The sequence below is a fragment of the Thermosynechococcus sp. HY213 genome (assembly GCF_031460975.1).
GTDB lineage: Bacteria > Cyanobacteriota > Cyanobacteriia > Thermosynechococcales > Thermosynechococcaceae > Thermosynechococcus.
This window is the reverse complement of sequence record NZ_JAVKVB010000009.1, coordinates 1-26084: the sequence shown is the minus strand read 5'-3', so window position 1 is coordinate 26084 and position 26084 is coordinate 1. Positions and strand designations below refer to the sequence as shown.

Below are 26084 nucleotides of genomic sequence, written 5' to 3'. Positions count from 1 at the left end.
CACTGGGATCCTAGGGCGAGGTTTGACAAAGGAGAAAACAGTGCGTGTCGTCCTCATGGCCGGGGGAAGTGGTACTCGGTTGCGTCCCCTCACCTGTGATCTACCTAAGCCAATGGTGCCGGTGGTCAATCGTCCCATTGCTGAGCATATTCTCAATCTCCTACGCCGCCATAGCCTTGATGATGTGGTCATGACATTGCACTATCTCCCCGATGTCGTGCGCGACTATTTTGGCGATGGGAATGAGTTTGGGGTGCACCTAAGCTATGTCGTTGAGGAAGAGCAGCCCCTTGGCACAGCAGGTTCAGTCAAAAACATTGCCAATTTGCTAACGGATCCTTTTTTGGTGGTCAGTGGCGATAGCATTACCGATATCGATTTAACCGATGCCCTCCGTTTTCACCAGCAGCACGGTGCTCCCGTAACCCTGATCCTTGCCCGTGTACCTCAACCGAAGGAGTTTGGCATTGTCTTTACTGATAGCGATGGTCGCGTGCGGCGGTTTCTCGAGAAGCCCTCAGCGGGGGAAGTCTTTACGGATACGGTGAATACAGGCATCTACATCCTCAGCCCTGCTGTCATGGACTATCTCAATAGCGGCATCGAGCGGGATTTTTCGCGGGATTTATTCCCGTTGCTATTGCAGGCGGATGTGCCGATGTATGGTTATATCACCGATGCCTACTGGTGCGATGTCGGTAGTCTGCAAACCTATCAACAGGTGCAACAGGATGCCCTCTATGGCCGCGTGCACTTGGAAATTCAGGGGCACGAAGTTCAGCCGCAAATTTGGGTAGGGCACAACACCACATTGCCGCAAACAGTTCAGCTACAGGCGCCGCTAGTCTTGGGCAATAACTGCCGCTTTGGTGCGGGGGTCACCCTTGGGGCAGGGACGATCTTGGGAGATAACGTGATTGTTGGTAATGGCAGTCGGTTGCGCTCAGTGGTGGCTTGGAGTGGCTGTTTTATTGGGGATGACAGTGAATTAGAGCACTGCATTTTGGCTCGCCATGTCCATGTCGATCGCCATGTGAGGGTGCACGAAGGGGTAATTATTGGCAGTCGCTGTGTGGTCGGGGAGGAAGCTAGCCTCAGTCAGGGGGTGCGGCTTTGGCCGGGCAAACGCATTGAAGCGGGTGCAATTGTCAATGAAAGCCTGATCTGGGGCACAACGGGGCAACGCTATCTCTTTGGCCAGCGAGGGGTAGCCGGTGTGGCCAATGTGGACATTACACCGGAGTTTGCTGTGCGGCTGGCGGCCGCCTATGCTTCAATCCTTGAGCCCGGAACTAGTGTGCTGGTGTCGCGAGATCAGCGCAATGTGTCGCGGATGGTGTCCCATGCTCTGATGTCGGGTTTGATGTCGGTGGGGATTCATGTCCTCAATTTGGAGGCGATCGCCCTACCGATTGCCCGCTTTGCTGCCCAAACCCTTTCAGTCAGCGGCGGAATTCATGTGCGTGCCCATCCCGATCGCGCCGATCAACTGTTGATTGAGTTTTTTGACCATAAGGGCATCAACCTGAGCAAAGCCAAAGAGCGGCAAATTGAAACCGCCTACTTCCGCGAAGATATTCGCCGCGCCCTACTTACGGATGTCGGTGTCATGACCCATCCCAACAACTGCGTGGCCGCCTATGCCCAGGGCTTTGAAAAGTGGCTAAATACCCAACTGTTTTATGGTAGCCCCGCCAAAATTGTCATTGACTATGCCTATGCCGTTTCTGGGGTTGTCTTGCCACAAATCCTCAGTAAGTTTGGCTGTGATGCCGTTGTTCTCAATGCCACCCTGCACCCAACCCCCCTCAATATTCTCGAGCGACAGCGACTCCTGCGGGAACTGGGACAGGTGGTGACAGCGCTATCTGCCAGTTTGGGGGTGCAAGTCTCCGCCAATGGTGAACGGTTGACCTTAGTGGACAATGCCGGTCAGGTGTTCAGTGATCAAGAACTCACAGCGTTGATGACCTACTTGATCCTCTTGACCCATCCGGGGGGCACTGTCGTGGTGCCGGTCACAACTTCTAGTGCGGTGGAGGCGATCGCCCATCAACAGGGCGGACAAGTGATTCGCAGTCGCACCAACCCCACTGATCTCATGGAAGCCTGCCAACACCACAGCGGTGTGGTTCTCGGCGGTTCTGCGGAAACGGGATTTATTTTCCCACAACTGCATCCGGGATTTGATGCCATGTTTACGATCGCCACCCTGATCGAACTGCTGGCACTGATTGGCAAACCCCTCACCGTCATGCGCCAAGAACTGCCCCGCGTCCACTACTATCATCGCCCGATTCGCTGTCCTTGGATTGCCAAAGGGTCATTGATGCGCCACTTGGTGGAAACCCATCCCCGCAATCACTTGAGTCTCATTGATGGCGTCAAAATTGGTGAACCCAATACTGACCACTGGGTACTGATTCTGCCCGATGCCAGTGAGCCATTGGTACACCTCTACGTCAATAGTCCCGATGCCACTTGGAGTGAGCAGATGCTGCAACGCTATAGCCGCCGCATTGAAGAGTTTGCCCGCTTGGAACCCCTCTCAGATGCCACAATAAAAATGTGAGCAAAATCCCGTAGAATCAGGGAAAATTTTTCGTACGTTAGGCGCAATGGTGGTGTTGAAAACCGAGAAAACCCAAGGGGACTTGAGCGATAAATTGCGGGGCATTGCCCGTTGGTGGTCGGAATTCAAAATTCAAACCCGCCTCATGGCCACAGCAACCCTCGTGGTCTCGATCATCATGAGTGGTTTCACCTTTTGGGCGGTGAATACCATTCAAACCAATGCCCACCTCAATGACACCCGCTATGGCCGCGATTTGGGGTTGCTCTTAGCTGCCGATGTGGCGCCCCTCGTGGCCAAGGGGGATACCGCCGCTGTTGCCGAATTTTCCCGTAAGTTCTATGAGCGCAGTGCCAGTATTCGCTACATCCTTTATGCCGATCCCGATGGCGAAATTTACTATGGCCTCCCCTACTCTGCCCCCCAAGTGGAAAGTGCGCTGACCCTGCGCCGCCGTATTCAACTGCCGGACACCTACCGTGCCAGCCAAGAACCCCTTGTGCGCCAACACCAAACCCCCGACGGCCTTGTGGCCGATGTCTTTGTGCCATTGATATTTAATGATGAAAATCTAGGAGTTGTGGCTTTGGGCATTAATCCCAACCAAACGCTTATTGCCTCTGCCAATCTCACCCGTGATCTGACCATTGCCGTGTTTGTCTCCCTCTGGATCATGGTGATCTTGGGCGGAGTGTTCAATGCCCTGACCATTACCCAACCCATCAAAGAGTTGGTACAGGGGGTGAAAAACATTGCCGCAGGAAATTTTAAGCAACGCATTAACCTGCCCTTTGGTGGTGAACTGGGGGAGTTGATTGCTAGCTTTAATGACATGGCAGAGCGGCTTGCTTCCTACGAAGCGCAAAACATTGAAGAACTGCAAGCGGAAAAAGCCAAGCTGGATACCTTGGTTTCCACCATTGCCGATGGGGCAATCCTGTTGGACACTGACATGCGGATTATTTTGGTCAACCCCACGGCTCAACGTCTCTTTAATTGGGAGGGGATGAATGTCATTGGTCAAAATGCCCTGAACTGTTTTCCGGCGCCGGTGTGTGAAAAACTCACCTGTCCTCTCTACAAAGCCTCCAAGGGCGAATCGGAAGGGGGAGAATTTCGCGTCACGCTCCAAGAACCCAGCTCGCGATCGGTACGCATTTTGCTGACAACGGTGATGGATGTGCAACGGGAAAAACCCAAGGGCATTGCGATTACGATTCAGGACATCACCCGCGAGGTGGAACTCAACGAAGCCAAAGCGCAATTGATTAGCAATGTTTCCCACGAATTGCGCACACCTCTATTCAATATCAAATCGATCATCGAAACCATTCAAGAGTACGGCAGCAGTCTTAGTGAAAAAGAGCAGCAGGAGTTTCTGGAAACCGCGAATCACGAGACCGATCGCCTGACCCGCCTTGTGAATGATTTCCTCGATATTTCTCGCCTCGAATCGGGTCGCCCCTATCAATTTGGCTCGGTACAGATGGCGCAGGTGATTGATCAGATCATGCGCACCTACCAACTCAATGCTGCCAATAAGTCCATTACCCTCACTGCCGAAGTGGAAAATCCCTTGCCACCGGTTTGGGGCAACTACGATCTGCTCATTGGTGCCCTCACTAACTTGGTGGGGAATGCTTTGAAGTTTACCCCCGAAAATGGACGGGTAACCATTCGTGCCTATGTCTGGCATCCCCCCAGCGATCCAGAGCAGGAACGGGTGCGCATTGAAGTCGCCGACACGGGTATGGGCATTGCCCCAGAGGATCAACCCCGCGTCTTTGAACGGTTTTTCCGCGTTGAGAATCGCGTGCATACCCTAGAGGGGACAGGGCTGGGGTTGGCCATTGTCCAAGATATTATCCACAAGCACAATACACAAATTCATTTAATTAGTGAATTGGGGGTCGGCAGTACCTTTTGGTTTGATTTGGCCATTGATGAATCCTCCCTCGTTAATAACCCTGATGGCACTGCTGAAACGGCACTTCCCCCCGCTTGAAACAGGTTCGGAGTCAGTGTTGATGGGGGCGATCGTTGCCAACAACCACAAATAATCGGCTAAAATCTGAAGGCAAGAATCAATAACTCCTCACGCCAATGGTTCCTTGGGCTTGACCCTCAGGAAAAGAGACAAATTTTTGTATTGATTTTGCTGCCCTATCTAAAACCAAATAACTAAGCATTGGGGTTGAGGACGTGAAAACAAACTTATTTGCACCCGTTGCCCTTCTCTCTGTTCTCGGCAGTACGGGAGCGGTGTTACCTGCTTTAGCGATTCCAGTTATCACCCCCACCCAACAGGATATTCAGCCCCCCCTACCGGAACCACCCCCTCTACCCTCCCCTTCGCCACCCGCTCTTGAACCGCCCCTTTCACCCCCTAGCCCAACCCCCGAGTCAGAAAATGTTTTAATACCTGTACAAAAAATTGTTGTTGAAGGCAGTACTATCTTTGGGCCTGCGGAATTTGATCCGATTATTAAGCCCTTGGAAGGGCGTCAGGTGACGCTTGCGGAGCTACAAGGCGCTGCCGATGCGATTACAAAACTCTATCTTGAGGGGGGCTATTTGACCTCTCGCGCCGTTTTAGGCGAGCAGGTGGCACGGGATGGGGTAATCACGATTCAAGTGCTTGAAGGCCGCCTAGAGGACATTCGTATTGAAGGGAATAAAGGAATTATCCAACGCTATATTCGCAGTCGTATTGCCCTCGGTGCCGGCGTGCCCCTCAACTCCAATCGTCTGGAAGAGCAGTTGCGCCTGCTGCGAACGGATCCTCTCTTTGCCAATCTTTCTGCCAGTCTGCGACCCGGCACGACGCCCCAGGACAGTATTTTGGTGGTACGGGTGGTACCTGCCCGCTGGTTTAATGCTGCTTTTGGTTTGGATAACAATACGCCGCCAGCGATCGCCCCGGATCGGGCCACGGCCTTTTTGGGATACAACAACCTCAGTGGTCGCGGCGATAGCGTCTACGGTTCCTACGCCATCGGTAATAACCTAGGCACGTTTGACTGGGGAGCGTCCAACACTGTGGAGTTTGGCTACAGTCTGCCCCTCAATGCCATGAATGGCACACTCACCATTCGCACCGTACAAGCAGACAGCGAAATTACCCGCCCCCCCGCCCTTGCTGGCTTGAATATTCGCAGTGAGTCTTCTATTTACGAAGCCAGTTTTCGCCAACCGGTGATTCGCAATATCCGTGAGGAACTAGCCTTTGGCATTGGCTTCCTGATGCAGTCGGCACAGACTTTTGTTTTGGGAGTGCCAACCCCCATTTCCATTGGTTCTGATTCATCGGGCTATAGTGCCACCCGAGTGCTGGAAGTGAGCCAAGAATATATCCGCCGTGATCCCCAAGGGGCATGGGTCTTTCGTTCGCAGTTCAACTTTGGCCTGCCGATCTTTGGCGCCACCGAAAACCCCAGTCCAACCCCTGATGGTACTTTCTTTAGCTGGCTGGGACAGGGACAGCGGCTGCAACGCCTCTGGGCAGATAACTTCTTGATTTTGCGTACGGATGTGCAACTGAGTCCCAATAGCCTGCTCCCCTTTCACCAATTTGTCATTGGTGGCCCCCTGTCGGTGCGGGGTTACTCAACCAATGCCCTCTCTGGGGATAATGGCCTGCGGTTCTCTGGGGAAGCCCGTTTTCCCGTACTGCGCACTGCCAATCGTCGCCCAATTATTTCCATTGGGCCCCTGTTTGATCTGGGGGTGGTCTGGAACAATAGCCGTAATCCTGCGGGTGCAGTGCCTAACAATGTGATTGCCGGTTTAGGCATGGGACTCTTGGTGCAACCAACACCCAACTTAGACATTCAGTTCCAGTACGCGGCACCATTGATTGATCTGCCCGGTCAAACCCGCAGTTTGCAGTCCGATGGCATTTACTTTACGTTGACGGTGCGTCCCTAGGGCGTATCGAGGGCTGTGCGGAGTGACTGACAAAACTCGGCGACAGCGGCAACTCCCTGCTCTGGTTCTGCCAGCCGTTTGACAAAGGCACTGCCGACAATGGCAGCATCGGCGCCCCAATCGCGCACTTGACGGGCATGCTCTGGACTGGCAATGCCAAACCCGACACCAATGGGCTTGGGGGTAATTTGCCGCAGTGTGCCCAATAGTTCCTGAACGCGACTGGCCATTTTTTGGCGCATCCCTGTGACGCCCGTGGTGCTGACAAGGTAGATAAAACCTTGGGAGGCGGTGGCGATCGCCTGCATCCGTTCGGGCGATGTGGTGGGCGCAATCAGTAGTGTCAATTCCAAGCCTAGATGCGCTGTTTCTGCAAGAACGGGTTCTGCTTCCTCAAGGGGCAAATCCGGAATCACTAAGCCCTTGATCCCGGCTTGGGCAACGGCTTTCAGAAATGAAGAGACCCCTCGATGGTAGATGGGATTGTAGTAGGTAAATAAAATGAGTGGTGCCCTCAGTTGGCGGTGTAAGTCCGTTGTCATTTCTAAGACTGCTTCGAGGCGAGTTCCCCGTTGCAGGGCGCGGGTAGCGGCTGCCTGAATCACAGGACCATCGGCCAAGGGATCGGAATAGGGCATTCCCAGTTCAATCAGATCTGCACCATGGGCATCTAAGGCCTTGAGGGCAGCAACCGTCGTTTCTAAATCAGGGTCACCGGCGGTCAAAAAGGGAATCAGGGCACAGCGTTGGCGGGCACGACATTGCTCAAAGCGTTCAGAAATTGTAGGCACAGTCACAGGCAGTCGCTCTCAAAGATGCATAATAATTGTGCCAGATTAGATACTGTTCCTATAGTGGCCGATGCCAGTGAGGGTCATCTAAGCGTGAGTTGGTGGCGTTTTCTCCCCTTTGGCGATCGCCTGCGGCGCAGCGAAGCGGTTGGCGACCTGCGGCAGTGGACTCTAGAAGCACGATTGCTCCACTGGTTGACCCTAGTGTGGATTGGTCTTGGGTTGGTCGTCCTCTTTTCCGCTAGTTTTCCCGTGGGTTTGGCCGAAACAGGGGATGGGCTGTACTACTTTACGCGCCAGTTGCTGTGGCTTGCCCTTGGCTGGGCAGGGTTTCAATTGTTTCTACGGCTACCCCTGCGGCGATCGCTCCAGATGGCCATTCCAGGGTTCTTTTTGTTTCTGCTGCTGATCTGGGCAACACGCCTACCGGGGGTCGGGACAACGGTGATGGGCGCCACCCGCTGGATTAGTCTTGGTCCTTTTCAACTCCAGCCCTCGGAAATGATGAAGCCTTTTTTAGTCCTGCAAGCGGCTTGGGTGTTTAGTTCGTGGCGGCGGCTGCATCTCAAGGCACGCTGTTTTTGGTTAACGGCCTTTGCCGTGACGCTGCTAGGAATTTTAATCCAACCGAACCTCAGTACCACCGCCCTCTGCGGCATGACATTGTGGCTGATGGCCTTTGGGGCAGGTTTACCCTTGGCGCCCCTGCTGTTAACAGCCATGAGTGGCTTGGGCTTGGCAGTCCTCAGCATGAGCATTAACGAGTATCAACGGCGGCGGGTGATGTCCTTCCTCAACCCTTGGGCGGATGCGATGGGGGATGGCTACCAACTGGTGCAGAGTCTCTTGGCGGTTGCTTCGGGGGGCGTTTTGGGCACGGGCTATGGCTTTTCACAGCAAAAGCTCTCCTATTTGCCCATCCAGCACACGGATTTTATTTTTGCGGTCTATGCTGAGGAAATGGGGCTATTGGGGTGCCTCTTGCTCCTAGGACTGCTGGCGGCCTACGGTTGGCTGGGAATGCGGGTGGTGAATCAGGCGCGGGATCCCCTGATCCAGCTCATTGCCTTGGGGGCAACGGTGATCATGCTCCTACAGGCCTTGATTAATATAGGTGTCGCCATTGGTATCCTACCGACAACAGGATTACCCTTTCCCCTCTTTAGCTATGGCGGTAGCTCAATTATGGCCAGTATGGCGATCGCTGGCCTGTTGATTCGCTGTGCCCGTGAAGGACAGCAGGCAGAGGTGATTGCCTTCCCCGCTGCCACAAACACTCGCGCCAAAACGTCTAGAACCCACCGCCGCCGGGCTGCTCCCGTAGTTCCCCTGCGTCCTGAAGGGATCAATCGCTATTCTTCCCGCAAACCCTAGGCTGACACTTCCCGGCCATCTGAGCGCCACACGGCAATCACGGCAGGCCGAGGCACGACCACTTCTTCTCCATAGGGCCAGCGTGTTGACAGATCAGCCGTGGATTTTGCCCCTTCCCCCGGATGCTGGATCGCGCAGAAAAAGGTGCGGTAGTCACTACTAAACTCTGGCCCACAAATTTCACAGCCGGGCACGCCAGAGAGGAACATCTTCAGTTCGCGGCGCTGTGGATTGAGGACATAAACGCCGTCATTTTTGCCAAGGCGGCTTGATCCTGGGTTCCCGTCGGTGGCAATCCAGACATTGCCGGCGCGATCGAAGGCAAAATTATCGGGAGCGGAGATTGCTGGTACCTCTGCGTTGGTGGGTTCACCATACAGCACTAACTGGCGGTTCTTCTCTGGGGCGGAGGGATCTCCACAAAGCAAAGGTAAACGCCACTGAAACTGCAAGGCGGTTGGGTTATTGCCCTGCTCAATCATTTCAATCACATGCCCCATCACATTTTCAGGACGCGGGTTGGCGCCATCCGTGGCCTTAGCCTTCCGTTTCTCGTTGTAGGTCAGCGCCAGCCAAACACTTTTGGTGACCGGATTCCACTCAAAGTCCTCGGGTCGATCCATTTTTGTTGCCCCTAGGGCATCGGCGGCGGCGCGGGTGTAAATAAAACACAGGGCAGGATCCTGTTGGAAGGCTGTGGGCAGATTGGGGTTGGGGCTAATTGTACTGCCCTCAACGCGGGCGATCGCTCGCCATTCACCCGTCAGATCGTCATTAAAGCGAGCAACGTACAGTTCCCCTTCATCCAACAGATTCAAATTGGCGGCGCGATCGTTGGCTTGGTACTTGCCCTTGGTAATGAATTTGTAGGCATACTCAAAGCGTTCATCATCACCCATATACACCACAACTCGACCATCGGGGGCAATCACCGTTGTCGCCGCCTCATGGCGAAACCGTCCTAGGGCTGTGCGTTTAATGGGGGCGCGATCCGGAGAAAGAGGATCCACTTCCACAACCCAGCCAAAGCGAAAGGCCTCTTGGGGTTCCTTCGCGATGTTGAAGCGATCTTCATAGAGATAAAAGCCATAGCGATCGGCTCGCTCATTGGGAATGTCATAGCGCTTATGTAGCTCCTTCACCATGCCCGTCAGGTTGCTATCACTGCCGCCAAAATAGCTATGGAAGTTTTCCTCACAGGTGAGTACCGTGCCCCAAGGGGTTTTGCCCGCTGCGCAGTTGTTGAGGGTGCCGTTGACCCGTGTCCCCGTGGGATCCCCAGCCGTCTTCAAAAGGGCATGGCCTTTGGCAGGGCCAGAAATTTCGCAGGGCGTTGAACCTGTGATTCGGCGGTTGTAGGGCGAGGCTTTCACATATTGCCAGCCACCATTGGCGTTTTTGGCAATCTCGACAATGGAGAGGCCATGGGCTTCCCGCTGGAGTGCGGCTTGCCATTGATTGGGGCGATCGCCCACCGTTTGAAACATGAGTTCAGGATTGGTGTATTCATGATTCACAACGAGCAAATGCTTGCCATCGGGTGTGGTCTGGTAGCCAACAAAATCACAGTTGTAGCCAAAGCACTGCTGCTGCCGCTGGACATCAGCTGCGGTGACTGTTTGGTGAATGCGATTCCAATTCAAGTTTTCACCACCATCGAGGGCATCGCCCCAGCGAATCACGACGCCATGCTCAAAGCCCTCAGGCAGCGTAATTTTATCGTCGGTGTTGGGGTAAATCGTTGGAAAGCCTAAAGCCGGTGCAGTGGCACACCCTTTGGTCAGGGTTGCAAGGGTTAAACCCGCCGCGCCAAAAAGAGCAGTTTTTAGTACGGTGCGTCGGCTTAGGACACGGGGTAACAGATCACCAAAATATTCAGCCATGAAGCGTATCTCGTTCCAAATTCATCCACTGTGGGCAGCCAGTTTATAACTTAGGGAAGTTGGGTTAGGGTTTGCCTAAGAAATGGGGGAAAAGTGGTTAAGACCAGCTACAGAGCAGCGGCCAGCAATTTTTGCGTGTAGGGATGTTGCGGCTGGGCAAACAATTGGGCGGTGGGCGCCAGTTCAACAATCTTGCCAGCGTACATGACGGCAATGCGATCGCAAAAATAGCGGGCGACCCCCAGATCGTGGGTAATAAAGAGATACGTGAGTTGGAATTGCTCTTTTAACTGCTGCATCAGCGCCAGCACCTGGCGTTGAATATGGGCATCGAGCATGCTCACCGGCTCATCACAGACCACCAGTTGGGGATGGGTAATCAGGGCACGGGCGATCGCCACCCGTTGGCGTTGTCCCCCCGATAGGGCATAGGGATAGCGATGAACATAGGCTTCAGGGGGGGTCAATTCCACCTGTGCCAGCATCTCGCGTACCCGTTCTTGGGCAGCCTTTTTGGCCATCAGCCGATGAATTAGCAGTGGCTCCAGCAAGTTTTGCTCCACGGTCATTTTGGGATTAAGGCAGGCATGGGGGTCTTGGAAAATCATTTGCAGATCGCGGCGGACTGGGCGCAGTTGTGCCGCGGGTAATTGAGTTAAATTGCGCCCCAAAAAGACCACTTCACCGGCGTTGGCGGGAATCAGTTGCAGAATCAAGCGCGAGAGCGTACTTTTACCACAGCCGGATTCGCCTACAAGGCCAAGGGTTTCTCCCCGGCGCAACGTCAGATCGACGCCATCTACCGCTCGAATCGTGGTTTGCGGTTGTAGCCATCCCCCCAAGCGGTAGTGCCGCTGTAAATTGTGAACCCGCAGCAGTTCTGGGGCAGTGTCCAAGGGTGGGGTTTTTTTAGCGGTGAGTTGGGTGGCCGCAAGTAGGGACTGGGTATAGGGGTGTTGGGGCTGTTGCAGCACTTGACGAGCCGCTCCCCGTTCAACAATCTTGCCTTGGTGCATGACCGCAAGGCGATCGCAATACTTGGCCATCAATGCCAGATCGTGGGAAATCAGCAGCAGTCCCCGCTGCTCCTCTTGGCACAGGCGCGTGAGTTCATCGAGAATTTCCGCCGCGACAGTCACATCTAGCGCCGTTGTTGGTTCGTCGGCAATGATCAGGGGTGGGTTCAAGAGCAACGCAAGGGCGATCGCCACCCGTTGACGCATCCCGCCACTCAACTCATGGGGATACTGATGCAGGCGATTGGCCGAAATTTTCACCCGATCCAACACCTCAACAATGCGCTGCCGCCGTTGGGAGCGACTCCAAGCAGAGCAATGACTCCGCAATAGCTCATCGCAGTGGTCATAGACGCTCATGAGGGGATTGAGGCGCGTCATCGGATCTTGAAAGACCAAACCAATTTGCTCGCCCCGCAGTCGCCGCAATTGGGAAGTGGTCAGCCCCAAAAGGGATTGCCCCTGAAGGGCGATCGCCCCAGCAACCTGTGACCCAGTCGGCAATAATTGCAAAATGGCCTTACCAATCGTGGATTTGCCACAACCTGACTCCCCCACTAAGCCAAACCGCTCCCCAGCGGCCACACAAAAAGAAACACCATCCACTACGAATGTTGCAGCAGATGATGTCTCCGTTGTAGGGTAGGCGACCCGCAGTTCCCTGAGTTCTAAAAGAGTCGCCATGGACTGGTCGATCCTAGGCAGGTTCGATGCGGGCGTAAAAGACCCCTTGAATTTTCACTTCGTGAGGTTCGTGGGCACCCATATCATCATCGGAGAGTTGCTCACTTTCAAAGGTGCCAGCAATTTCACCCGTGCGGCCATCCACTTTCGCCACATTCAGAGAAATTTCACCCTTGGTCAAGGAGAAGCGTTTGACGTTGGCACGAGCCAGCTCTTCTTCTTTACCTTGGGGAATGGCGATCGCCGAATCATAACCAGAGGCCAAGCCCCGTCCTTTGGGATCGAGGAAGTTGGCAGTGCGGTAGGAAGGAACGGTGAATTCCCCTTTGAAATCCGTTGAAGTGGTGATGCTAGTAATGTTGGGCTGAGTGCTCGCCACCAAGTTTTTCACCGTAAACAGCAGTGGGATACGCTCGCCACCGGGCATTTGCACGGTCACTGGTTGGAAATCAATCCCATCCTCTTCTATGAACGTGAGGCTGCCATCGCTGTTGACCTTGAGTTCCCCTTGAATTTGATCCAAGCTCGTGGTTTCGCGGGTCACCAGTTTTGTGGGGACAAATTCGGCCTCTTGGCGTTTGTTCTTAGGCTCTTCCTTGACCAAAAATGTCGTGGGCTGTAAGCACAGTTGGGCAATGCGATAGGTTTGGGAGCTATCAATGGGGTAGGCACCGCGTGCCGTATCATCAAGCGTGGGGCACTTGTTGGCCAGACCAGTGCCGACAATATCGTCATAGGTTAAAGTCTGTTTTGCGGCAAAGGCGGGGGCGCTCAAGGAAAAAATCCCTAAACATACCGCCAGCAGCGTCGCCATTAAAATGCGATATTTCATGGTTAACCTCAGAAGTCAAAGCATCTCAAAGCAGTCAGAGTGTGGGAGATACCCCTGCGTAAGAGTCCAGTGAAGGCAGCCATGCAACTACCTTATCAATCCATGATTATACGGAGCTTTGCGATCGCCTCAGAAAGGAAATTTTCACAGATATTTTAATTTCACAAGAGCAAAAACAATGACCGACCTCTCTCCGACTGGAGCGGCAAAGTAAACTATAAAAAAGCAGGAGCGGGAGGGAGTTCATGGATGACGGCGAGTTGTTTGCTGTTTTTGTTGCCGATGTTGTCAATGGGGCTGAGAGCCTTGCCTCAAATCCCAACTATCGCATTGAATCGGTTTTAGGGACTTGGCAACTGGTGGACAACAAAGCGGGCGTCATTGCCACGGGCAAAAGTGAGAATGGTCAACCGCAGATCATGGTCAAGCGCTACTGCGATGCGTGGGAATCTTTGCGACAAGCATTGACCCATGGATCATTCTTCCCTGATCTCGCTCAAAATAAGGCACAACTGGTGCCCTTTACCCGTGCCGCCATTCCCGAAGGCTATCAACTCTATGATTGTGCTGCCAGTGAGATGTGGCGCAGTTGGCGACGGGGCGCAGTTAATTATGTCCATATCTATACCGCGAATCAGTGGCGATCGGTGGGGGAAATTTCCTGTAGTGGCGGTGTGGTCTTTATTCCCGTTCCCGATCTCGATAAAGAGATTCAGATTACCAGTTCGTCATTGATGTCTTGGTTAGGCGTTCCTAATGCTTAGAACCCTAAAAAGGCTTAAGAAACTATGGATTAGGGGAGAGCGATCGCCCCAATGGATCAAACAGAACCTAAAGACTCTAGAGATAATAGACGTATAACCATAGCGACCTAGCAACACAATGCTTCCCTGTTTGCGACCTCGCCAGCCGATTTCCCCTTGAGGCAACTATGTCAGAACCGCACCGCGATACCAACATTGGCCAAATTCTGATGAATCGGTACCAGCTGACGGAGCTGATTGGCAAAGGCTCAATGGGGCGGGTGTATCGGGCAGAGGACATTCTCCTTGGCGGCGTTCCGGTTGCCGTTAAATTCCTGTCGCAAACCCTGCTCAACGATCGCATGAAAACCCGCTTTGCCCAAGAAGCGCGCGCGGGTGCTCTCCTCGGTCAGAAAAGTATGCACGTGGTGCGGGTGCTCGACTACGGCATGAACAACGAGGAAATTCCCTTCTACGTCATGGAATTTTTGGAAGGCGAAAACCTCAGTGATTTGCTCCTAGAAGAACCCCTGCCCTTAAGCCGATTTCTGCGAATTGCACGCCATATGTGCCTTGGTCTGCAGGTAGCCCATGAGGGAATTATCATCGAAGGCCAAAAATGCCCCATTATTCACCGTGACATTAAACCTAGCAACGTCCTTGTGATTCAGGATGGCACGATGGGGGAACTTGCGAAGCTATTGGATTTTGGGATTGCCAAATTTTTGGGGGATGTCTCTGAAAAAAGGCAAACCTCGTCGTTTATGGGCACTTTGGCCTACTGTTCCCCAGAGCAAATTGAAGGGCGAGAGTTGGATCACCGCTCGGATATCTACAGTCTTGGCATCACCATGTATGAGCTACTCACCGGCAAGATGCCCATTCAGGCGGACACCCACTCCATTGGCAGTTGGTTTAAGGCACACCACTTCCAAAAGCCAGTGCCCTTCAATGTGGCCAGTCCAGGGTTGTATCTTCCTCCTGTCCTTGAGGAACTGATCATGGCCTGCATGGCCAAGTCCCCCAGCGATCGCCCCCAAAACGTCGGTGAAATTATCAAGGTCTTAACAGCCCTTGAGGAACAGTTTGGGAGTAGTCGAGTCACCCAGCCGGGGGTAGAGGTCGCTGCAAAAGTCTCTCAACCCTCAGAACGCCAGTCTCAACCGCCTGTTGCCCTTGCAACGGTTGAAGAAGTCTGCTGGCAAAGTGTTTGGCCTGCCGATAAACCCGTAGCGGAAATTGTCTTTCCGATGCCTTTGTATGCACAGCGGGAATCAGCCGCCTCGCTGTGGGTGATGCTGCCTCGCCCAGAAATTGATCGGCGCATGCTCAATATTCGCTACAACCAGTTTCTCTTTACCACCAGTCCCCACCCGATGATCCTCTGGATTACTGCCATCTACGATCCCAAGCAAGGGCCCCGCTGGTTGCCCTGTTATTTGGATATGAAACTGCCACGCAACCAAGAACTCTGCGTTTTGCTCTCGGAGACCGGCTACTATCCGCTGCTCTTTTTCTCCCTTGAGGATCCGCAACACTGCATCAATGTCCGCATGTTTACGATCGCTACCTTCCAGCGGCAACTGCTACGGGATTGGCTGCAAACCAGTAAAAGCTTGCCCAGTTCTGCCCCAGCGATTGTGAGCCGTAATCTCCTCAAAGCAGAGTTTGAAAACTACAAGCCGCAAATCCTCGCCAAGCTGGAGAACGTGAAGATGGCCACAGTCATTGATTAGGGATATTGCGATCGCCCTCTAGGACAGCAATAGAGAAAAATATATTAAGAGATGTTGCGGAATTAGTAAAGAATTGTTACAGTGAGGGTACAGGGTTCGATCAGGAGTCAAAACCATGGAAGATACCAAAACCATCAAAGCTGAAGATCGCAACGCATGGGTCTTTGGATTCACCCCCCAAGCTGAAATTTGGAACGGTCGCCTCGCCATGATCGGCTTTGTGGCGGCGCTACTCACAGAACTGATCACCAAACAAGGCGTGCTTCACTTCTGGGGTCTCCTCTAGACCTTAACTCTCTCCCAATTTTCAGCGGTCAAAGTGTCATTTTGAGGTCAGTAATGGCCTCTTTTTTTTGGCCAATTCAGCGGTACTACAAGGCAAACACAGCGCCTTTCACAAAGAGAGCACACCTTCAAAACCGTGAAAGCGACTAGCAGAGAGGATTGTACTCCCTCTATCCATCCCAATAGGTCAGGACTGTAGCGGGAAATGCCGCTGTCAAAATACCTGTTAAATAATCCGCAATTGAGGATGAATAAATCTAGGAGTGATTCACACGAGGAATCCCCAGACTGTAGTTGCGCACACGACTGTTGAGGTTGTAGCCAATTTCCCCCTGCATCAGCAAAGAGCGAATAAAATGCTCCAAGTCCGAGCCAATGCGCCGCAGATTATATTCCGTCAAGTCCTCCCCAGCGGCATTTGCCACCAACTCCTGAAATTTGGCTTCCACCTTCGCTAGGGCGGCGTCGTTCCACTCCAACTCGTTATCGGGATCCACATTCAGCGTCAGCGTTTCTGTATCAGGATGAACTTCCCCATCAACCACATGGCCGGCATAGATGTGAACGTGGCGTGTTGTAGACTTCAGTAGCATGGCTAACCAATGACGAGTGAACCGTAGTTCGTAAACGCTTCTACTATACCAAGAATCCTTGCGCGGAAAGTTTCGAAAAACTCATGCCTTAACCCAAGAATCCGTAATAGAACTAGGCTGGATTCTAGGCTGATTTTGGCTAGCGATCGCTAAAAGCTGAACATAAAAGGGGCAATTGCCCCCTCTATCCATCCAGATTTTTAGCTACCTCACAAAATTTCCCAGCCGCCTATGTGGTAACGGGCTTCCTCCTAACGTGCCTGTCGTTGCTCCCAGCGTCGCCGGCCACCCGCCCAGGGGGGAGGTCCACCATGGGGACGAATGTTAATCACCTCGCCATTGGCGCGGGTAATGCGAAAGGCGTCAAAGTCATAATCATCATATTTGCCGACAACTGTAACGGTTTCGCCGGGCTGGAGATTGATTTGGTGAAACCAACGGGGACCGGCATCCACAATGACTTGACCCGTGCCATCGTCGAGAATGAAATGATTGCCAACCGCACTGCGTACGGTGCCGCGAATGGTAATGCCATAGACATTGCCTAAATTACGAATCGGAGTTACCGACTGGGCAACACTTTGAGCCATCGGTGGCATCAAAACGCCCGTAGTACCTACAAAAAGAGACATACCCAAAGCCCATAAATACTTCCTAACCATCTTCTGTGTCCTCAATGCTTCAATCCCTAGATTAAGGAAAAAAAATGACAGAACTATGTCAACGTCCGTCAACGTCCGCTTGGGGGTAAGGTAATGGTCACCGTTGTTCCCTCCCCCACGCGACTGTGAATTTGCAGCTGTCCTTGATGAGCATCAACAATTTGTTTGACGATCGCTAGCCCCAAACCAAAGCCCTGCGGTTGTTTCTGACCTTGATGAATGCGATAAAAGCGCTCGCAGACATGGGGCAGGGCAGCTTCTGGAATGCCGATCCCCGTATCCACAACAGCAATTTGAACCTCGCGCTCCGTTGACTGAGTTTCCAATTTCACCTTGCCACCTTGGGGGGTATAGGCGCAGGCATTCCTCAAAAGATTTGCAATTGCTTGCTTGAGCAGCAAAAAGTCACCCTTTACCATGATGGGCAATTCAGGGAGTTGAACCACAAATGTAATCCCTTGGTCATCCATGGGCTGCTGCCACTCTTCAGCTAATTCCTTAATCAGCGCATGGGCATTAAACGATTGGCAATTGGCCAACTGACCTTCATGGCGAGCCAAAAACAGCAGATCGCTGACTAAATTGGCCATTTGTTTTGCAATCTGGCAGATGTTGTTTAAGTTTTGCTGCACAGTTGTAAAGGATTCACTGTCATCTTGCAGCTCTTCTTCTAAGATCATTAGAGCCAGTTGACTATTACTTAAAATTGCTGATAAAGGTGCCCTTAGCTCATGGGAAGCATTGGCTGTAAATCGCTGAAGCTGATGACAAACAACAGATAGTTTTTCATTATTTTCCCTAAGGGAATTTTCGCGCGATTCTAGTTCTGCAACCAGCTGATAAAACAAGCGAACAGAGAGTAAGCTAGCAATAACACCAATCACGGCAGCAGCAATTATAATTGACCATGCCAATTCTCGATACTCAATTTGGTGCCGCCGGCGATCGCCCAACAGCACCTCCTCATTTTTATAAAATTCGTAAATGCTTTGCCGTGCTCTTTCCATTAAAATCCGACTTTTATTCCAATCAATATTCTGCTCTTGGTTGGATTTACTGACTAAATGAGTCATAGATGCAAAATTTTCTGAATACACATAACGATCAAAAATCTGAATGTTTTGCTGAAGGGTTTCCTCGATTGAGTCTAAAGCCTTAAGTTGCTCAGGATTATCCTGTACCAGCTCTCTAATTTTTTCCAATGATGGAACAATGCGAGATTTTGCCGCAATGTAAGGTTGCAGAAAGCGGTGACTGCCTGTCAGGCTATAGCCACGCACACCCGTTTCCAAGTCCAGCAGTAAGTTAAGTAGTTTTTGCGTTTCTAGTCTTACTTTTTGCGTATGCAACACCCATTCATCATCTTCAATTAGGTTTAGCTTCAACCATATAAATGACGCGACAATAATGAACAGAAAGATAATCGGCATGGCAATAATTAAGCCAGCACGATAGCGAATTGATCCAACTACTTTCCTAAGAAACATTTTGCTGGGGATTCAAGGAATAACCACTACCATAGTGGGTTTTGAGCCAATGCTCTACACCCAGTTGCTTCAATTGCTCCCGCAGCCGTTTCACTCGCACAGCAACCGCGTTACTCTCAGGGGATTTATCCCATTCCCAGAGTTGACTTTCAATTTGCTGGCAGCTGAGAACTTGGCGTGGATGGCGCATCAGGTAGCTGAGCAACTGAAAATCTCGACTTTTAAGCTGAATTTCCACACCTTGATAGCTCAACTTCCGAGTCTCTAGGTGGAGAGTTAATCCCTCAAGGGTTAGTTCATCCCCCTGCCAGAGGGGCGATCGCCGCCGCAGGGCGCGGATGCGTGCCAATAATTCCAATAGATCCACGGGCTTAATGAGATAATCATCGGCACCCACATCTAAGCCAGTGACTTTATCCGCCGTCGTGTCCTTTGCGGTAAGAAAGACAATTGGCGCGGTTTTTTGCTGCTGGCGGTAATAGCGACACAGCTGTGTGCCTTCACCATCGGGTAAAAGCCAATCTAAAATGAGCAATTCATAATCCACCTCATGGATTAACCAGTAGGCTGTTTTCAAATCGGGTGCAGTATCAACGGTGTAGCCCTGCCGCTGCAGTGCTAGGCAAATGGGCTGTCGCTGCTGGGGGTCATCTTCGACAAAGAGAATGCGCATGATCGAGTGACCGCTGCTATAAAAAACGATGATAAACCGACTGAAATCCAACTTGATTTAGACAGAAAGAAATAGGATTCGGTTCAGGCCAGAGGCAGGTTGAGCAAAAGGGGAAGGCATGCTTAACTGAGTTAAAGAGTTTTGAGCCTTTGCTTCTATGCCTTTGATAGCGCTACTGTTTGAACCCTTTTTTGCCAATGCGGCAGCAGAATCAGTGAACTTGGCGGAAGCAGCACCTTTAATTTTGGCCGCTGTTTTACTGAGTCTGGTGGTGATTTACTTGGCGAGCAAAATGGGCGGTGAAATTTGTGCCCGCATTAACTTTCCACCGGTGTTGGGTGAGCTGGTGGGCGGTGTGGTGGTTGGTATTTCGGTCTTGCACCTGTTGGTCTTTTCCGAAGGGGGAACCACTGAGCCCTCTGTGCTGACGACGTTTATTCAGCAGACCACCGGCATGGATGACCCGCTGGCTACGGTGGTTGCCAATACTGCCAGTGAGGTCATTGCCGTCCTCTCAGAAATTGGCGTCATGATCCTGCTCTTTGAGATTGGCTTGGAGTCCGATCTAGAGGGTTTGCTGAGGGTGGGGCCGCAGGCAGCTATCGTTGCTGTGGGCGGGGTGGTGGTTCCCTTTACAGCAGGAACCCTTGGCCTCGTGACGCTGTTTCATGTGGACTTGGTACCGGCCATCTTTGCAGGGGCGGCTCTGACGGCAACCAGTATTGGCATCACAGCCAAAGTCCTTGCCGAAATTCAACGTCTTACTTCTCCGGAAGGTCAAATCATCATTGGGGCAGCCGTTCTCGATGATATTCTCGGCATTATTGTGCTGGCAGTGGTGGCCAGTCTAGCCAAAACGGGCACGGTCGAGATTAGCAATGTGATCTACTTGATCATTAGCTCTGTAGTCTTTTTGGTGGGGTCTGTTGTCGTGGGGCGGCTGCTGAGTCCCTTCTTTTTGGGAATGGTCGATCGCCTGACAACGCGCGGCAACTTACTGATTCCCTCTCTTATCTTTGCCTTTGTCCTTGGTTATGTGGCAGTGATGCTGCAATTGGAAGCGATTCTCGGTGCTTTTACCGCTGGCTTAGTCTTGGGGGAAACGGAAAAACGACGTGAGCTAGAGGAGCAGATTTTGCCCATTGCCGATATGCTAGTGCCAGTTTTCTTTGTCTGTGTTGGCGCACGCACCGATATTAGCGTTCTCAATCCCCTAGAACCGGCCAATCGTGCGGGTCTGATCATTGCCTCGTTCCTTGTATTGGTGGCCATTCTTGGTAAGGTGGTAACAGGGGCAACGGTCTTTGGCCAGCCGGGAATTAACCGTTGGGCCATTGGCATTGGTATGGTGCCTCGCGGTGAAGTGGGTTTGATTTTTGCGGCTGTGGGGTCGGCCAGCGGTGTGCTCTCGAAGGCTCTAGATGCCGGTATTATCGTCATGGTGATTGTGACCACGTTCGTTGCGCCACCCCTGTTGCGCTTGGTCTTCAAGCCAGAGGTAGAAGACTCAGAGGCGTTACCCAGCTCAGAAGTTGCAGTGGAGTCTCCCCCAGAAGGATAGCAATGGAACCGATTACGGTCATTGGTGGTGGTCTAGCGGGTACAGAAGCGGCTTGGCAAATTGTTCGAGCGGGTGTGCCGGTGGTGCTGTATGAAATGCGCCCCCATGTGCCTAGTCCAGCTCACCATACGGCGGAGTTGGCAGAGTTGGTGTGCAGTAATTCCTTTGGTGCCAAGGCCAGCGATCGCGCCACGGGGTTATTGCACCATGAACTGCGTGCCCTCGGGTCGTTGATTATTGCCACTGCCGATCGCCATCAAGTGCCTGCCGGCGGTGCTCTAGCGGTGGATCGTGCCCAGTTTAGTCGTGAGTTGACTGAAACCCTCGAACGCCATCCCCTTGTGACATTGCGGCGCGAAGAACTCCCCCATTTGCCAGAGACCGGGATTGTCGTGCTAGCCACCGGGCCGCTTACCAGTGAGGCGCTGAGTGCGGATCTCCAACGCTTTACCGGACTAGACTACCTCAGCTTTTTCGATGCTGCCAGCCCAATTGTGGTTGGGGAGTCCATTAACCGTGAGGTGGCCTTTTTGGCCTCCCGCTACGACCGCGGGGAAGCGGCCTATCTCAACTGTCCCTTCACTGCTGAGGAATATCAGCGCTTTTGGCAGGCTCTCTGTGAAGCTGAACAGGCACCCTTGAAGGACTTTGAGCGTGAGAATGCTCAATTTTTTGAGGCTTGCTTACCCGTAGAGGAGTTGGCGCAGCGGGGGGTGGATACCCTGCGCTTTGGACCTTTGAAACCCGTGGGCTTGCGAGATCCGCGTACGGGAGAGCGTCCCTATGCGGTGGCACAACTGCGCCAAGAGGATCGCCATGGTCAACTGTGGAACTTGGTGGGCTTTCAAACCAATTTGCGCTGGGGGGAGCAACAGCGGGTGTTTCGGATGATTCCGGGCTTAGAGCAGGCGGAGTTTGTGCGCATGGGGGTGATGCACCGCAATACCTTCTTAAATGCGCCGAAGTTGTTGAGTGCCAGTCTCCAGTTTCGCGATCGCCCCACCCTCTTGGCGGCGGGTCAAATTACCGGTACCGAAGGGTATACAGCAGCAGCGGCGGGGGGCTGGTTAGCAGGAACGAACGCGGCTCGCTTGGCACAAGGACTCCCACCCTTGGTATTGCCGCCAACCACGATGGCCGGTGCCCTCTTCCACTACATCAGTACGGCGGAGAGCAAAACCTTCCAGCCCATGCCCCCCAACTTTGGTATTCTGCCACCCCTAGAGCAAAACGTTCGGCAAAAGGCCTTGCGCTATGCCGCTTATCGCGATCGCGCCCTCAAAGATTTAAGCATTTGGGCAACAGCGATGTCGCTGCCCCTACAGCCTCTAGAGTTAGACAGGTGCGATCCTGCTGTCGTTGAAGCTGGAGCCTAAGGTAGTCTGGGGGTAGCGTTGGCAGGCGATCGGGCCACTCTATGGCAACAATTCCGAGATCAATTTCTTCCCCAAGCCAATAACGTTCCGGTGCCAACTCCGCCACTTCAGCAGGGGTAAGGCGATAGAGATCAAAGTGATAGAGGGGCACACGCCCTTCGGGGTATTCCTGAATCAGCGTGAAAGTGGGGCTTTGGATGACATCCGCAATGCCCAATCCCTCCCCCAAGGCTTGCACAAACGTGGTTTTCCCTGCCCCTAGATCCCCCGCTAACAAGAGCACTGTCCCCGGCGGCAGCCATGTCCCCCACTGGCGCCCCAAGGCTTGCAGATCCGCCAAGCTGAGGTTGAGGTTCGTCATCTAGGCGCGCACTGCTTCTAGGAGTCGCGAAAAGTAAAAGCGGGTTTTGGTCATGGCATTGCGTTCAATCCGCCAACCCAAGTCTCGCAAAATCCCCACAATAAATTCCTCACTGTGGAGATAGGCACGGGTGGCCTTGCTGGAGCCGGGGAAGAATTCACCAATTTTTTTCAGCAGCGTATATTTTGGTGTTTTGGGGGCAAAGCTGAGGATCAGTCGCTCCATCGCCAAGGAACTCAAGTGGGCTAGCATCCCTGCCATTTGGCTGTCGGGATAGTGGATGAGGACATCAAGGCAGATGACGGTATGGTATTGTCCCCGCAGGACTTCAAGATCACTGACACTGAGGATGAGTTCATGGTGGCCATTCAATTGAGCAGCGGCGCGATCGCGGGCTTCGGCCACCATCTTCTCGGAAATGTCACTGGCATAGACCCGTGCCCCCAATTCTGCAAGGGGAATGCTCAGACTACCAACCCCACAGCCCGCATCACAAATGAGTTTACCCTTGAGGGAGCCATCAGCCTTGAGCCATGCTAGTACCGTATCAATGGTCTGTTGGTGTCCCATGCGGATATCCGCTTGCACCTTGCTGACCTGATCCGTGCCATAGATGCGCCGCCAGCGATCGAAGCCGGTCGTGTTGAAATAATTTTGAACAATTGCTTTCTCGTCAGCCGTAAATTGTGCCATAGCCCTTAGAATCAATCGTCATTGCCCCATTTATTGTGGCATAGCCGCCTACCGCTGAGAGGTGGTTGGCAGTGCCAATCGGGTACTCACTAACCCCAAAATTACCCCAATGATGATCAGGAACACCCCCAAGCCCAGCGACCATTCAAGGGAAACATTGCTGGCAAGGGCGCGAAAACTGGCCTGTTGGGTTAACCACTGCTGCAGCTGTTGACTACTGCCCCAGCCAACTATCCACGCCAGTAAACCACCGCCGCCACCTAGACTAGCGGCTTGAATAAATAGGGGGGTATAAATCCAAGTTTGGGTGGCGCCCACCAATGTCATGATCTCAATTTCAGGTTGGCGCACAAGGATAATCAACCGTAAAATGGCGCTCACTAAGGCAACTACCGTTAAACTCAGGAGCAGCACCAAAATGAACGTGACTGCCCGCACTACCCGCTGCACACTTTGCAGACCCGTTAGGGCACGCTCAAGATACTGCACCGACTCAATGCCTTCCTTTTGGGCAATTTGGCTGGCTAGGGGAGCCACCTGTTCGAGGCTTTGGGCGCGGATCTTGATTTCATCGCTGAGGGGATTGGTGTCAAAGAGGGCTAAGCCACCCTGTTCACTTTTGAGGCCTAAATCAGCTTGCAATTGTGCCCAAGCGCGATCGCGATCAATCCAAGTGAAGTCGGCTACCCCCGGTAATGCCGCCAACTGCTCCTTAAGGCTGGCCACTTTGGCTGCGGGAAGTTCAGGCGACACATAGGCCGTAATTTCTAGCCGATTGCCCAAGGACTCGACACTAGCGCCAAGGAGGTGCGACACTTGCCAGCCCCAACCAAAAATAAAGAGCGTCACGGCCACAGCAATAACGGCTGCGCCATTGAGCCAACCACCGCGCCAGAGACTGCGGCGCACTTCTGGAAGCAAAAAGTCAAGGGTGGGTAAGGGACTCAAGTTTGCCATGGTGCAAATGGAGAATCCGATGGGGGACTAAGCGAGTCAAGGCTAAGTCATGGGTGGTAAAGAGAACCGTTAGCCCATGTTGATGGAGGCGATGGAGCAGGGCAAGAATTTGCTGGCTGGTTTGCGGATCCAGATTGCCCGTGGGTTCATCCGCCAGCAATAGCTCAGGCCCACCAACGATCGCCCGAGCAATGCTCACCCGCTGCTGCTCTCCCCCCGATAGAGATTGGGGATTGGCATTGGCTTTGTGGCTCAGGCCCACCAGTTTGAGCACCGTTTGTACCCGCTGCTGAATTTCTGCTTTGGGAATACCGCGCACCAGCAGCGCAAAAGCCACATTGTCTGCCACGGAGCGATCGCCCAGCAGCTTAAAGTCTTGAAAGATTACCCCCAAGCGCCGCCGCAACTGTGCCATCCGTCGATCCTGTTGGGGATTGACTTCCTCACCAAAGAGGCGAACTATGCCCTGATCTGGGCGAACTTGGCCACAGAGGAGTTTTAAGAGGGTAGATTTACCCGACCCCGAAGCACCCGTGAGAAAATAAAACTCTCCCCGTCGCAGTTGTAAATTGACGCGATGTAAGCAGGGCAAAGTGCCACCAAAGGACTTCGTGACTTGCCACAGTTCTGCAACGATTACCCCCTCAGAGGTGGGTTCGCAGGGGGGTACCACTGGGGTCACTGCTGTCATCGGGACGAGAAACGCTGTCGCCCATACAAACGACTTAGAAGCGCCTTCCATGCAAATTGGGGCAAAGCCAACATCCGCCGCCAGCGCCACGGTTCCTGATACAGACGGTAGAGCCATTCTAGATGGAGTTTTTGCATTAGCTTGGGTGCTCGCTTTTTAACCCCTGCCCACACATCAAAACTACCGCCCACGCCAACCCAAATCGCTTCTGGACAAATGTGACGATGGCGATCAATCCAATATTCCTGACGGGGAACTCCCAAAGCCACAAAAATAATGTGGGGTTGTGTCTCCTTTAGCGTTTCAATGAGAGCAACCTCTGTATCGGCATCGTGGTAGCCTGACTGCACACCAATAATGTTCAGGTTGGGCAACTCTCGATGCCAGCGCTCAGCCACTTTTTCTGCCACCCCCGGCGCTGCCCCATAGAAGAAGACCCGCTTGGGCTGGGGCGCCTCATTGGCAAGTCGCAGGAGGGCTTCGGCAAATTCAATCCCCGGCAGACGGCGCACCGAGAGGCCATGCAACTTGAGGTAGAGAATGACCCCCGATCCATCGGGAATCACCAAATCAGCACGGTGTAAAACATCAGCAAACTCTGGTGTTCGCTCCGCCAGCATCACCATCTCTGAATTGAGCGTGATCACGTGCTGACCATGGCCATCCCGCTGTTGCATTAGCAGCCACTCAGGAGCGTTGTCCACCAAATGAAGGGGAAATCCGAAAACTGAGACTTTTGCGGGAATGGTGGGCATCACAAGGGGGTAACCCATAGGGAAATTGAGCACAAGAAACACCGAGTATCTTACAGCCCTTTTCACAGCAAGTGAACACTCTGCGCAAAACAGCGTGATGGGCAGGAGAACGCTTCAGTAGTGGATCCCCGTCGTCTGGAAAAGGGCTATATCGGATATACAAGGTCATCCCACGGGATATGCCTTGTTGAAAACCACAAAACGCCTTTGCTAGATTAGAGTCGTTATTAAGATTCGTAAACTTGGCTCTTATCGTCCCATTGAGCTACCTCACGAATCTGCCTTTATCACTTCCTTTCGGAGTTGAGTTTTATGACGATCGCAATTGGACGAGCGCCAGCAGAACGGGGATGGTTTGACATCCTCGACGACTGGCTCAAGCGTGACAGATTTGTCTTTGTCGGCTGGTCAGGCATCCTGCTGTTTCCCTGC

The 26084-nt window shown here is 52.9% G+C and carries 22 protein-coding genes and 1 pseudogene; 10 read left to right on the top strand and 13 right to left on the bottom strand.

The window, feature by feature from the left end:
* Nucleotides 1–40 precede the first annotated feature (40 nt).
* The 3 genes from RHK62_RS05080 to RHK62_RS05070 all read left to right on the top strand — a co-directional run bounded on the left by RHK62_RS05080 (nt 41) and on the right by RHK62_RS05070 (nt 6499).
* Entirely contained in the window at nt 41–2572 is a 2532-nt protein-coding gene (locus RHK62_RS05080) for a mannose-1-phosphate guanyltransferase (RefSeq protein ID WP_206199676.1), read from the top strand.
* A 46-nt stretch (nt 2573–2618) separates the two neighbouring features.
* Nucleotides 2619–4577, top strand: a complete 1959-nt coding sequence (gene nblS / locus RHK62_RS05075) for a two-component system sensor histidine kinase NblS (protein ID WP_310453390.1) — start codon at nt 2619–2621, stop codon at nt 4575–4577.
* Nucleotides 4578–4774: 197 nt separating this feature from the next.
* Nucleotides 4775–6499, top strand: a complete 1725-nt coding sequence (locus tag RHK62_RS05070) for a ShlB/FhaC/HecB family hemolysin secretion/activation protein (protein ID WP_310453389.1) — start codon at nt 4775–4777, stop codon at nt 6497–6499.
* Here RHK62_RS05070 and trpA read toward each other — a convergent pair.
* Nucleotides 6496–7290, bottom strand: coding sequence for a tryptophan synthase subunit alpha (trpA, locus tag RHK62_RS05065; RefSeq protein ID WP_315863532.1), 795 nt, complete (start codon nt 7288–7290; stop codon nt 6496–6498). The genes RHK62_RS05070 and trpA overlap by 4 nt on opposite strands.
* Nucleotides 7291–7383: 93 nt before the next feature.
* Here trpA and RHK62_RS05060 point away from each other — a divergent pair, with 93 nt between their 5' ends.
* A complete protein-coding gene (locus RHK62_RS05060; RefSeq protein ID WP_302676235.1) occupies nt 7384–8664 on the top strand; it encodes an FtsW/RodA/SpoVE family cell cycle protein in 1281 nt (426 codons plus the stop codon).
* Here the strand turns inward: RHK62_RS05060 and RHK62_RS05055 are convergent.
* The 3 genes from RHK62_RS05055 to RHK62_RS05045 all read right to left on the bottom strand — a co-directional run bounded on the left by RHK62_RS05055 (nt 8661) and on the right by RHK62_RS05045 (nt 13079).
* Nucleotides 8661–10547 carry a PhoX family phosphatase gene (locus RHK62_RS05055; protein ID WP_310453387.1) on the bottom strand — a complete coding sequence of 629 codons (1887 nt, stop codon included), beginning with the start codon at nt 10545–10547 and terminating at the stop codon, nt 8661–8663. The genes RHK62_RS05060 and RHK62_RS05055 overlap by 4 nt on opposite strands.
* Nucleotides 10548–10654: 107 nt before the next feature.
* A complete protein-coding gene (locus RHK62_RS05050; RefSeq protein WP_310453386.1) occupies nt 10655–12247 on the bottom strand; it encodes an ABC transporter ATP-binding protein in 1593 nt (530 codons plus the stop codon).
* 13 nt (nt 12248–12260) lie between these two features.
* Nucleotides 12261–13079, bottom strand: a complete 819-nt coding sequence (locus RHK62_RS05045; protein WP_206199681.1) for a photosystem II manganese-stabilizing polypeptide — start codon at nt 13077–13079, stop codon at nt 12261–12263.
* 245 nt (nt 13080–13324) lie between these two features.
* Between RHK62_RS05045 and RHK62_RS05040 the strand changes: the two genes are divergently transcribed.
* The 3 genes from RHK62_RS05040 (at nt 13325) to RHK62_RS05030 (ending at nt 15844) form a co-directional block, all read left to right on the top strand.
* Nucleotides 13325–13843: a hypothetical protein gene (locus RHK62_RS05040; protein ID WP_310453385.1), complete on the top strand. Its 519-nt coding sequence runs from the start codon at nt 13325–13327 to the stop codon at nt 13841–13843.
* A gap of 167 nt (nt 13844–14010) precedes the next feature.
* A complete protein-coding gene (locus RHK62_RS05035) occupies nt 14011–15558 on the top strand; it encodes a serine/threonine-protein kinase (RefSeq protein WP_206199683.1) in 1548 nt (515 codons plus the stop codon).
* Nucleotides 15559–15673: 115 nt separating this feature from the next.
* Entirely contained in the window at nt 15674–15844 is a 171-nt protein-coding gene (locus RHK62_RS05030) for a chlorophyll a/b-binding protein (protein ID WP_011056299.1), read from the top strand.
* A 256-nt stretch (nt 15845–16100) separates the two neighbouring features.
* On the opposite strand, the gene ndhM is transcribed toward RHK62_RS05030, so the two are convergent.
* The 4 genes from ndhM to RHK62_RS05010 all read right to left on the bottom strand — a co-directional run bounded on the left by ndhM (nt 16101) and on the right by RHK62_RS05010 (nt 19258).
* The gene (ndhM, locus tag RHK62_RS05025; protein ID WP_206199685.1) at nt 16101–16436 is read right to left on the bottom strand and encodes a photosynthetic/respiratory NAD(P)H-quinone oxidoreductase subunit M; all 336 of its coding nucleotides are present in this window, start codon (nt 16434–16436) and stop codon (nt 16101–16103) included.
* Between the two features lie 251 nt (nt 16437–16687).
* Entirely contained in the window at nt 16688–17026 is a 339-nt protein-coding gene (locus RHK62_RS05020; RefSeq protein ID WP_315863022.1) for a DNA-binding protein, read from the bottom strand.
* A 140-nt stretch (nt 17027–17166) separates the two neighbouring features.
* Nucleotides 17167–18528 carry a CHASE3 domain-containing protein gene (locus RHK62_RS05015; protein WP_310453384.1) on the bottom strand — a complete coding sequence of 454 codons (1362 nt, stop codon included), beginning with the start codon at nt 18526–18528 and terminating at the stop codon, nt 17167–17169.
* Nucleotides 18529–18574: 46 nt separating this feature from the next.
* The gene (locus RHK62_RS05010; protein ID WP_206199688.1) at nt 18575–19258 is read right to left on the bottom strand and encodes a response regulator transcription factor; all 684 of its coding nucleotides are present in this window, start codon (nt 19256–19258) and stop codon (nt 18575–18577) included.
* 157 nt (nt 19259–19415) lie between these two features.
* Here RHK62_RS05010 and RHK62_RS05005 point away from each other — a divergent pair, with 157 nt between their 5' ends.
* Nucleotides 19416–20819, top strand: coding sequence for a cation:proton antiporter (locus tag RHK62_RS05005; protein ID WP_310453383.1), 1404 nt, complete (start codon nt 19416–19418; stop codon nt 20817–20819).
* Nucleotides 20820–20821: 2 nt separating this feature from the next.
* A complete protein-coding gene (gene trmFO / locus RHK62_RS05000) occupies nt 20822–22195 on the top strand; it encodes an FADH(2)-oxidizing methylenetetrahydrofolate--tRNA-(uracil(54)-C(5))-methyltransferase TrmFO (RefSeq protein ID WP_310453382.1) in 1374 nt (457 codons plus the stop codon).
* On the opposite strand, the gene tsaE is transcribed toward trmFO, so the two are convergent.
* The 5 genes from tsaE to RHK62_RS04975 are packed head-to-tail and all read right to left on the bottom strand — an operon-like array spanning nt 22098 to nt 25670.
* Entirely contained in the window at nt 22098–22556 is a 459-nt protein-coding gene (tsaE, locus tag RHK62_RS04995; protein WP_206199691.1) for a tRNA (adenosine(37)-N6)-threonylcarbamoyltransferase complex ATPase subunit type 1 TsaE, read from the bottom strand. The two genes, trmFO and tsaE, sit on opposite strands and share 98 nt — an antisense overlap.
* On the bottom strand, nt 22557–23249 hold the full coding sequence (gene bchM / locus RHK62_RS04990; RefSeq protein WP_206199692.1) for a magnesium protoporphyrin IX methyltransferase: 693 nt from the start codon (nt 23247–23249) through the stop codon (nt 22557–22559).
* Nucleotides 23250–23297: 48 nt separating this feature from the next.
* Nucleotides 23298–24206 carry an ABC transporter permease gene (locus tag RHK62_RS04985; protein WP_206199693.1) on the bottom strand — a complete coding sequence of 303 codons (909 nt, stop codon included), beginning with the start codon at nt 24204–24206 and terminating at the stop codon, nt 23298–23300.
* Nucleotides 24175–24897, bottom strand: coding sequence for a cell division ATP-binding protein FtsE (ftsE, locus tag RHK62_RS04980; protein ID WP_225901530.1), 723 nt, complete (start codon nt 24895–24897; stop codon nt 24175–24177). Before ftsE ends, RHK62_RS04985 begins: the two co-directional genes overlap by 32 nt.
* Nucleotides 24894–25670, bottom strand: a complete 777-nt coding sequence (locus RHK62_RS04975; protein ID WP_310453381.1) for a WecB/TagA/CpsF family glycosyltransferase — start codon at nt 25668–25670, stop codon at nt 24894–24896. The genes ftsE and RHK62_RS04975 overlap by 4 nt, the downstream gene beginning before the upstream one ends.
* Before the next feature lie 294 nt (nt 25671–25964).
* Between RHK62_RS04975 and RHK62_RS04970 the strand changes: the two are divergent.
* Nucleotides 25965–26084, top strand: a pseudogene (locus RHK62_RS04970) (photosystem II D2 protein (photosystem q(a) protein)); the annotation flags it as partial.

Bases quoted from the DNA above. Each gene is read 5' to 3' on its own strand.
- nblS (WP_310453390.1), top strand. From the start codon at position 2,619: ATGGTGGTGTTGAAAACCGAGAAAACCCAAGGGGACTTGAGCGATAAA.
- RHK62_RS05055 (WP_310453387.1), bottom strand. From the start codon at position 10,547: ATGGCTGAATATTTTGGTGATCTGTTACCCCGTGTCCTAAGCCGACGC.
- RHK62_RS05050 (WP_310453386.1), bottom strand. From the start codon at position 12,247: ATGGCGACTCTTTTAGAACTCAGGGAACTGCGGGTCGCCTACCCTACA.
- RHK62_RS05045 (WP_206199681.1), bottom strand. From the start codon at position 13,079: ATGAAATATCGCATTTTAATGGCGACGCTGCTGGCGGTATGTTTAGGG.
- RHK62_RS05040 (WP_310453385.1), top strand. From the start codon at position 13,325: ATGGATGACGGCGAGTTGTTTGCTGTTTTTGTTGCCGATGTTGTCAAT.
- RHK62_RS05035 (WP_206199683.1), top strand. From the start codon at position 14,011: ATGTCAGAACCGCACCGCGATACCAACATTGGCCAAATTCTGATGAAT.
- RHK62_RS05030 (WP_011056299.1), top strand. From the start codon at position 15,674: ATGGAAGATACCAAAACCATCAAAGCTGAAGATCGCAACGCATGGGTC.
- ndhM (WP_206199685.1), bottom strand. From the start codon at position 16,436: ATGCTACTGAAGTCTACAACACGCCACGTTCACATCTATGCCGGCCAT.
- RHK62_RS05020 (WP_315863022.1), bottom strand. From the start codon at position 17,026: ATGGCTCAAAGTGTTGCCCAGTCGGTAACTCCGATTCGTAATTTAGGC.
- RHK62_RS05015 (WP_310453384.1), bottom strand. From the start codon at position 18,528: ATGCCGATTATCTTTCTGTTCATTATTGTCGCGTCATTTATATGGTTG.
- RHK62_RS05010 (WP_206199688.1), bottom strand. From the start codon at position 19,258: ATGCGCATTCTCTTTGTCGAAGATGACCCCCAGCAGCGACAGCCCATT.
- RHK62_RS05005 (WP_310453383.1), top strand. From the start codon at position 19,416: ATGCCTTTGATAGCGCTACTGTTTGAACCCTTTTTTGCCAATGCGGCA.
- trmFO (WP_310453382.1), top strand. From the start codon at position 20,822: ATGGAACCGATTACGGTCATTGGTGGTGGTCTAGCGGGTACAGAAGCG.
- tsaE (WP_206199691.1), bottom strand. From the start codon at position 22,556: ATGACGAACCTCAACCTCAGCTTGGCGGATCTGCAAGCCTTGGGGCGC.
- bchM (WP_206199692.1), bottom strand. From the start codon at position 23,249: ATGGCACAATTTACGGCTGACGAGAAAGCAATTGTTCAAAATTATTTC.
- RHK62_RS04985 (WP_206199693.1), bottom strand. From the start codon at position 24,206: ATGGCAAACTTGAGTCCCTTACCCACCCTTGACTTTTTGCTTCCAGAA.
- ftsE (WP_225901530.1), bottom strand. From the start codon at position 24,897: ATGACAGCAGTGACCCCAGTGGTACCCCCCTGCGAACCCACCTCTGAG.
- RHK62_RS04975 (WP_310453381.1), bottom strand. From the start codon at position 25,670: ATGGGTTACCCCCTTGTGATGCCCACCATTCCCGCAAAAGTCTCAGTT.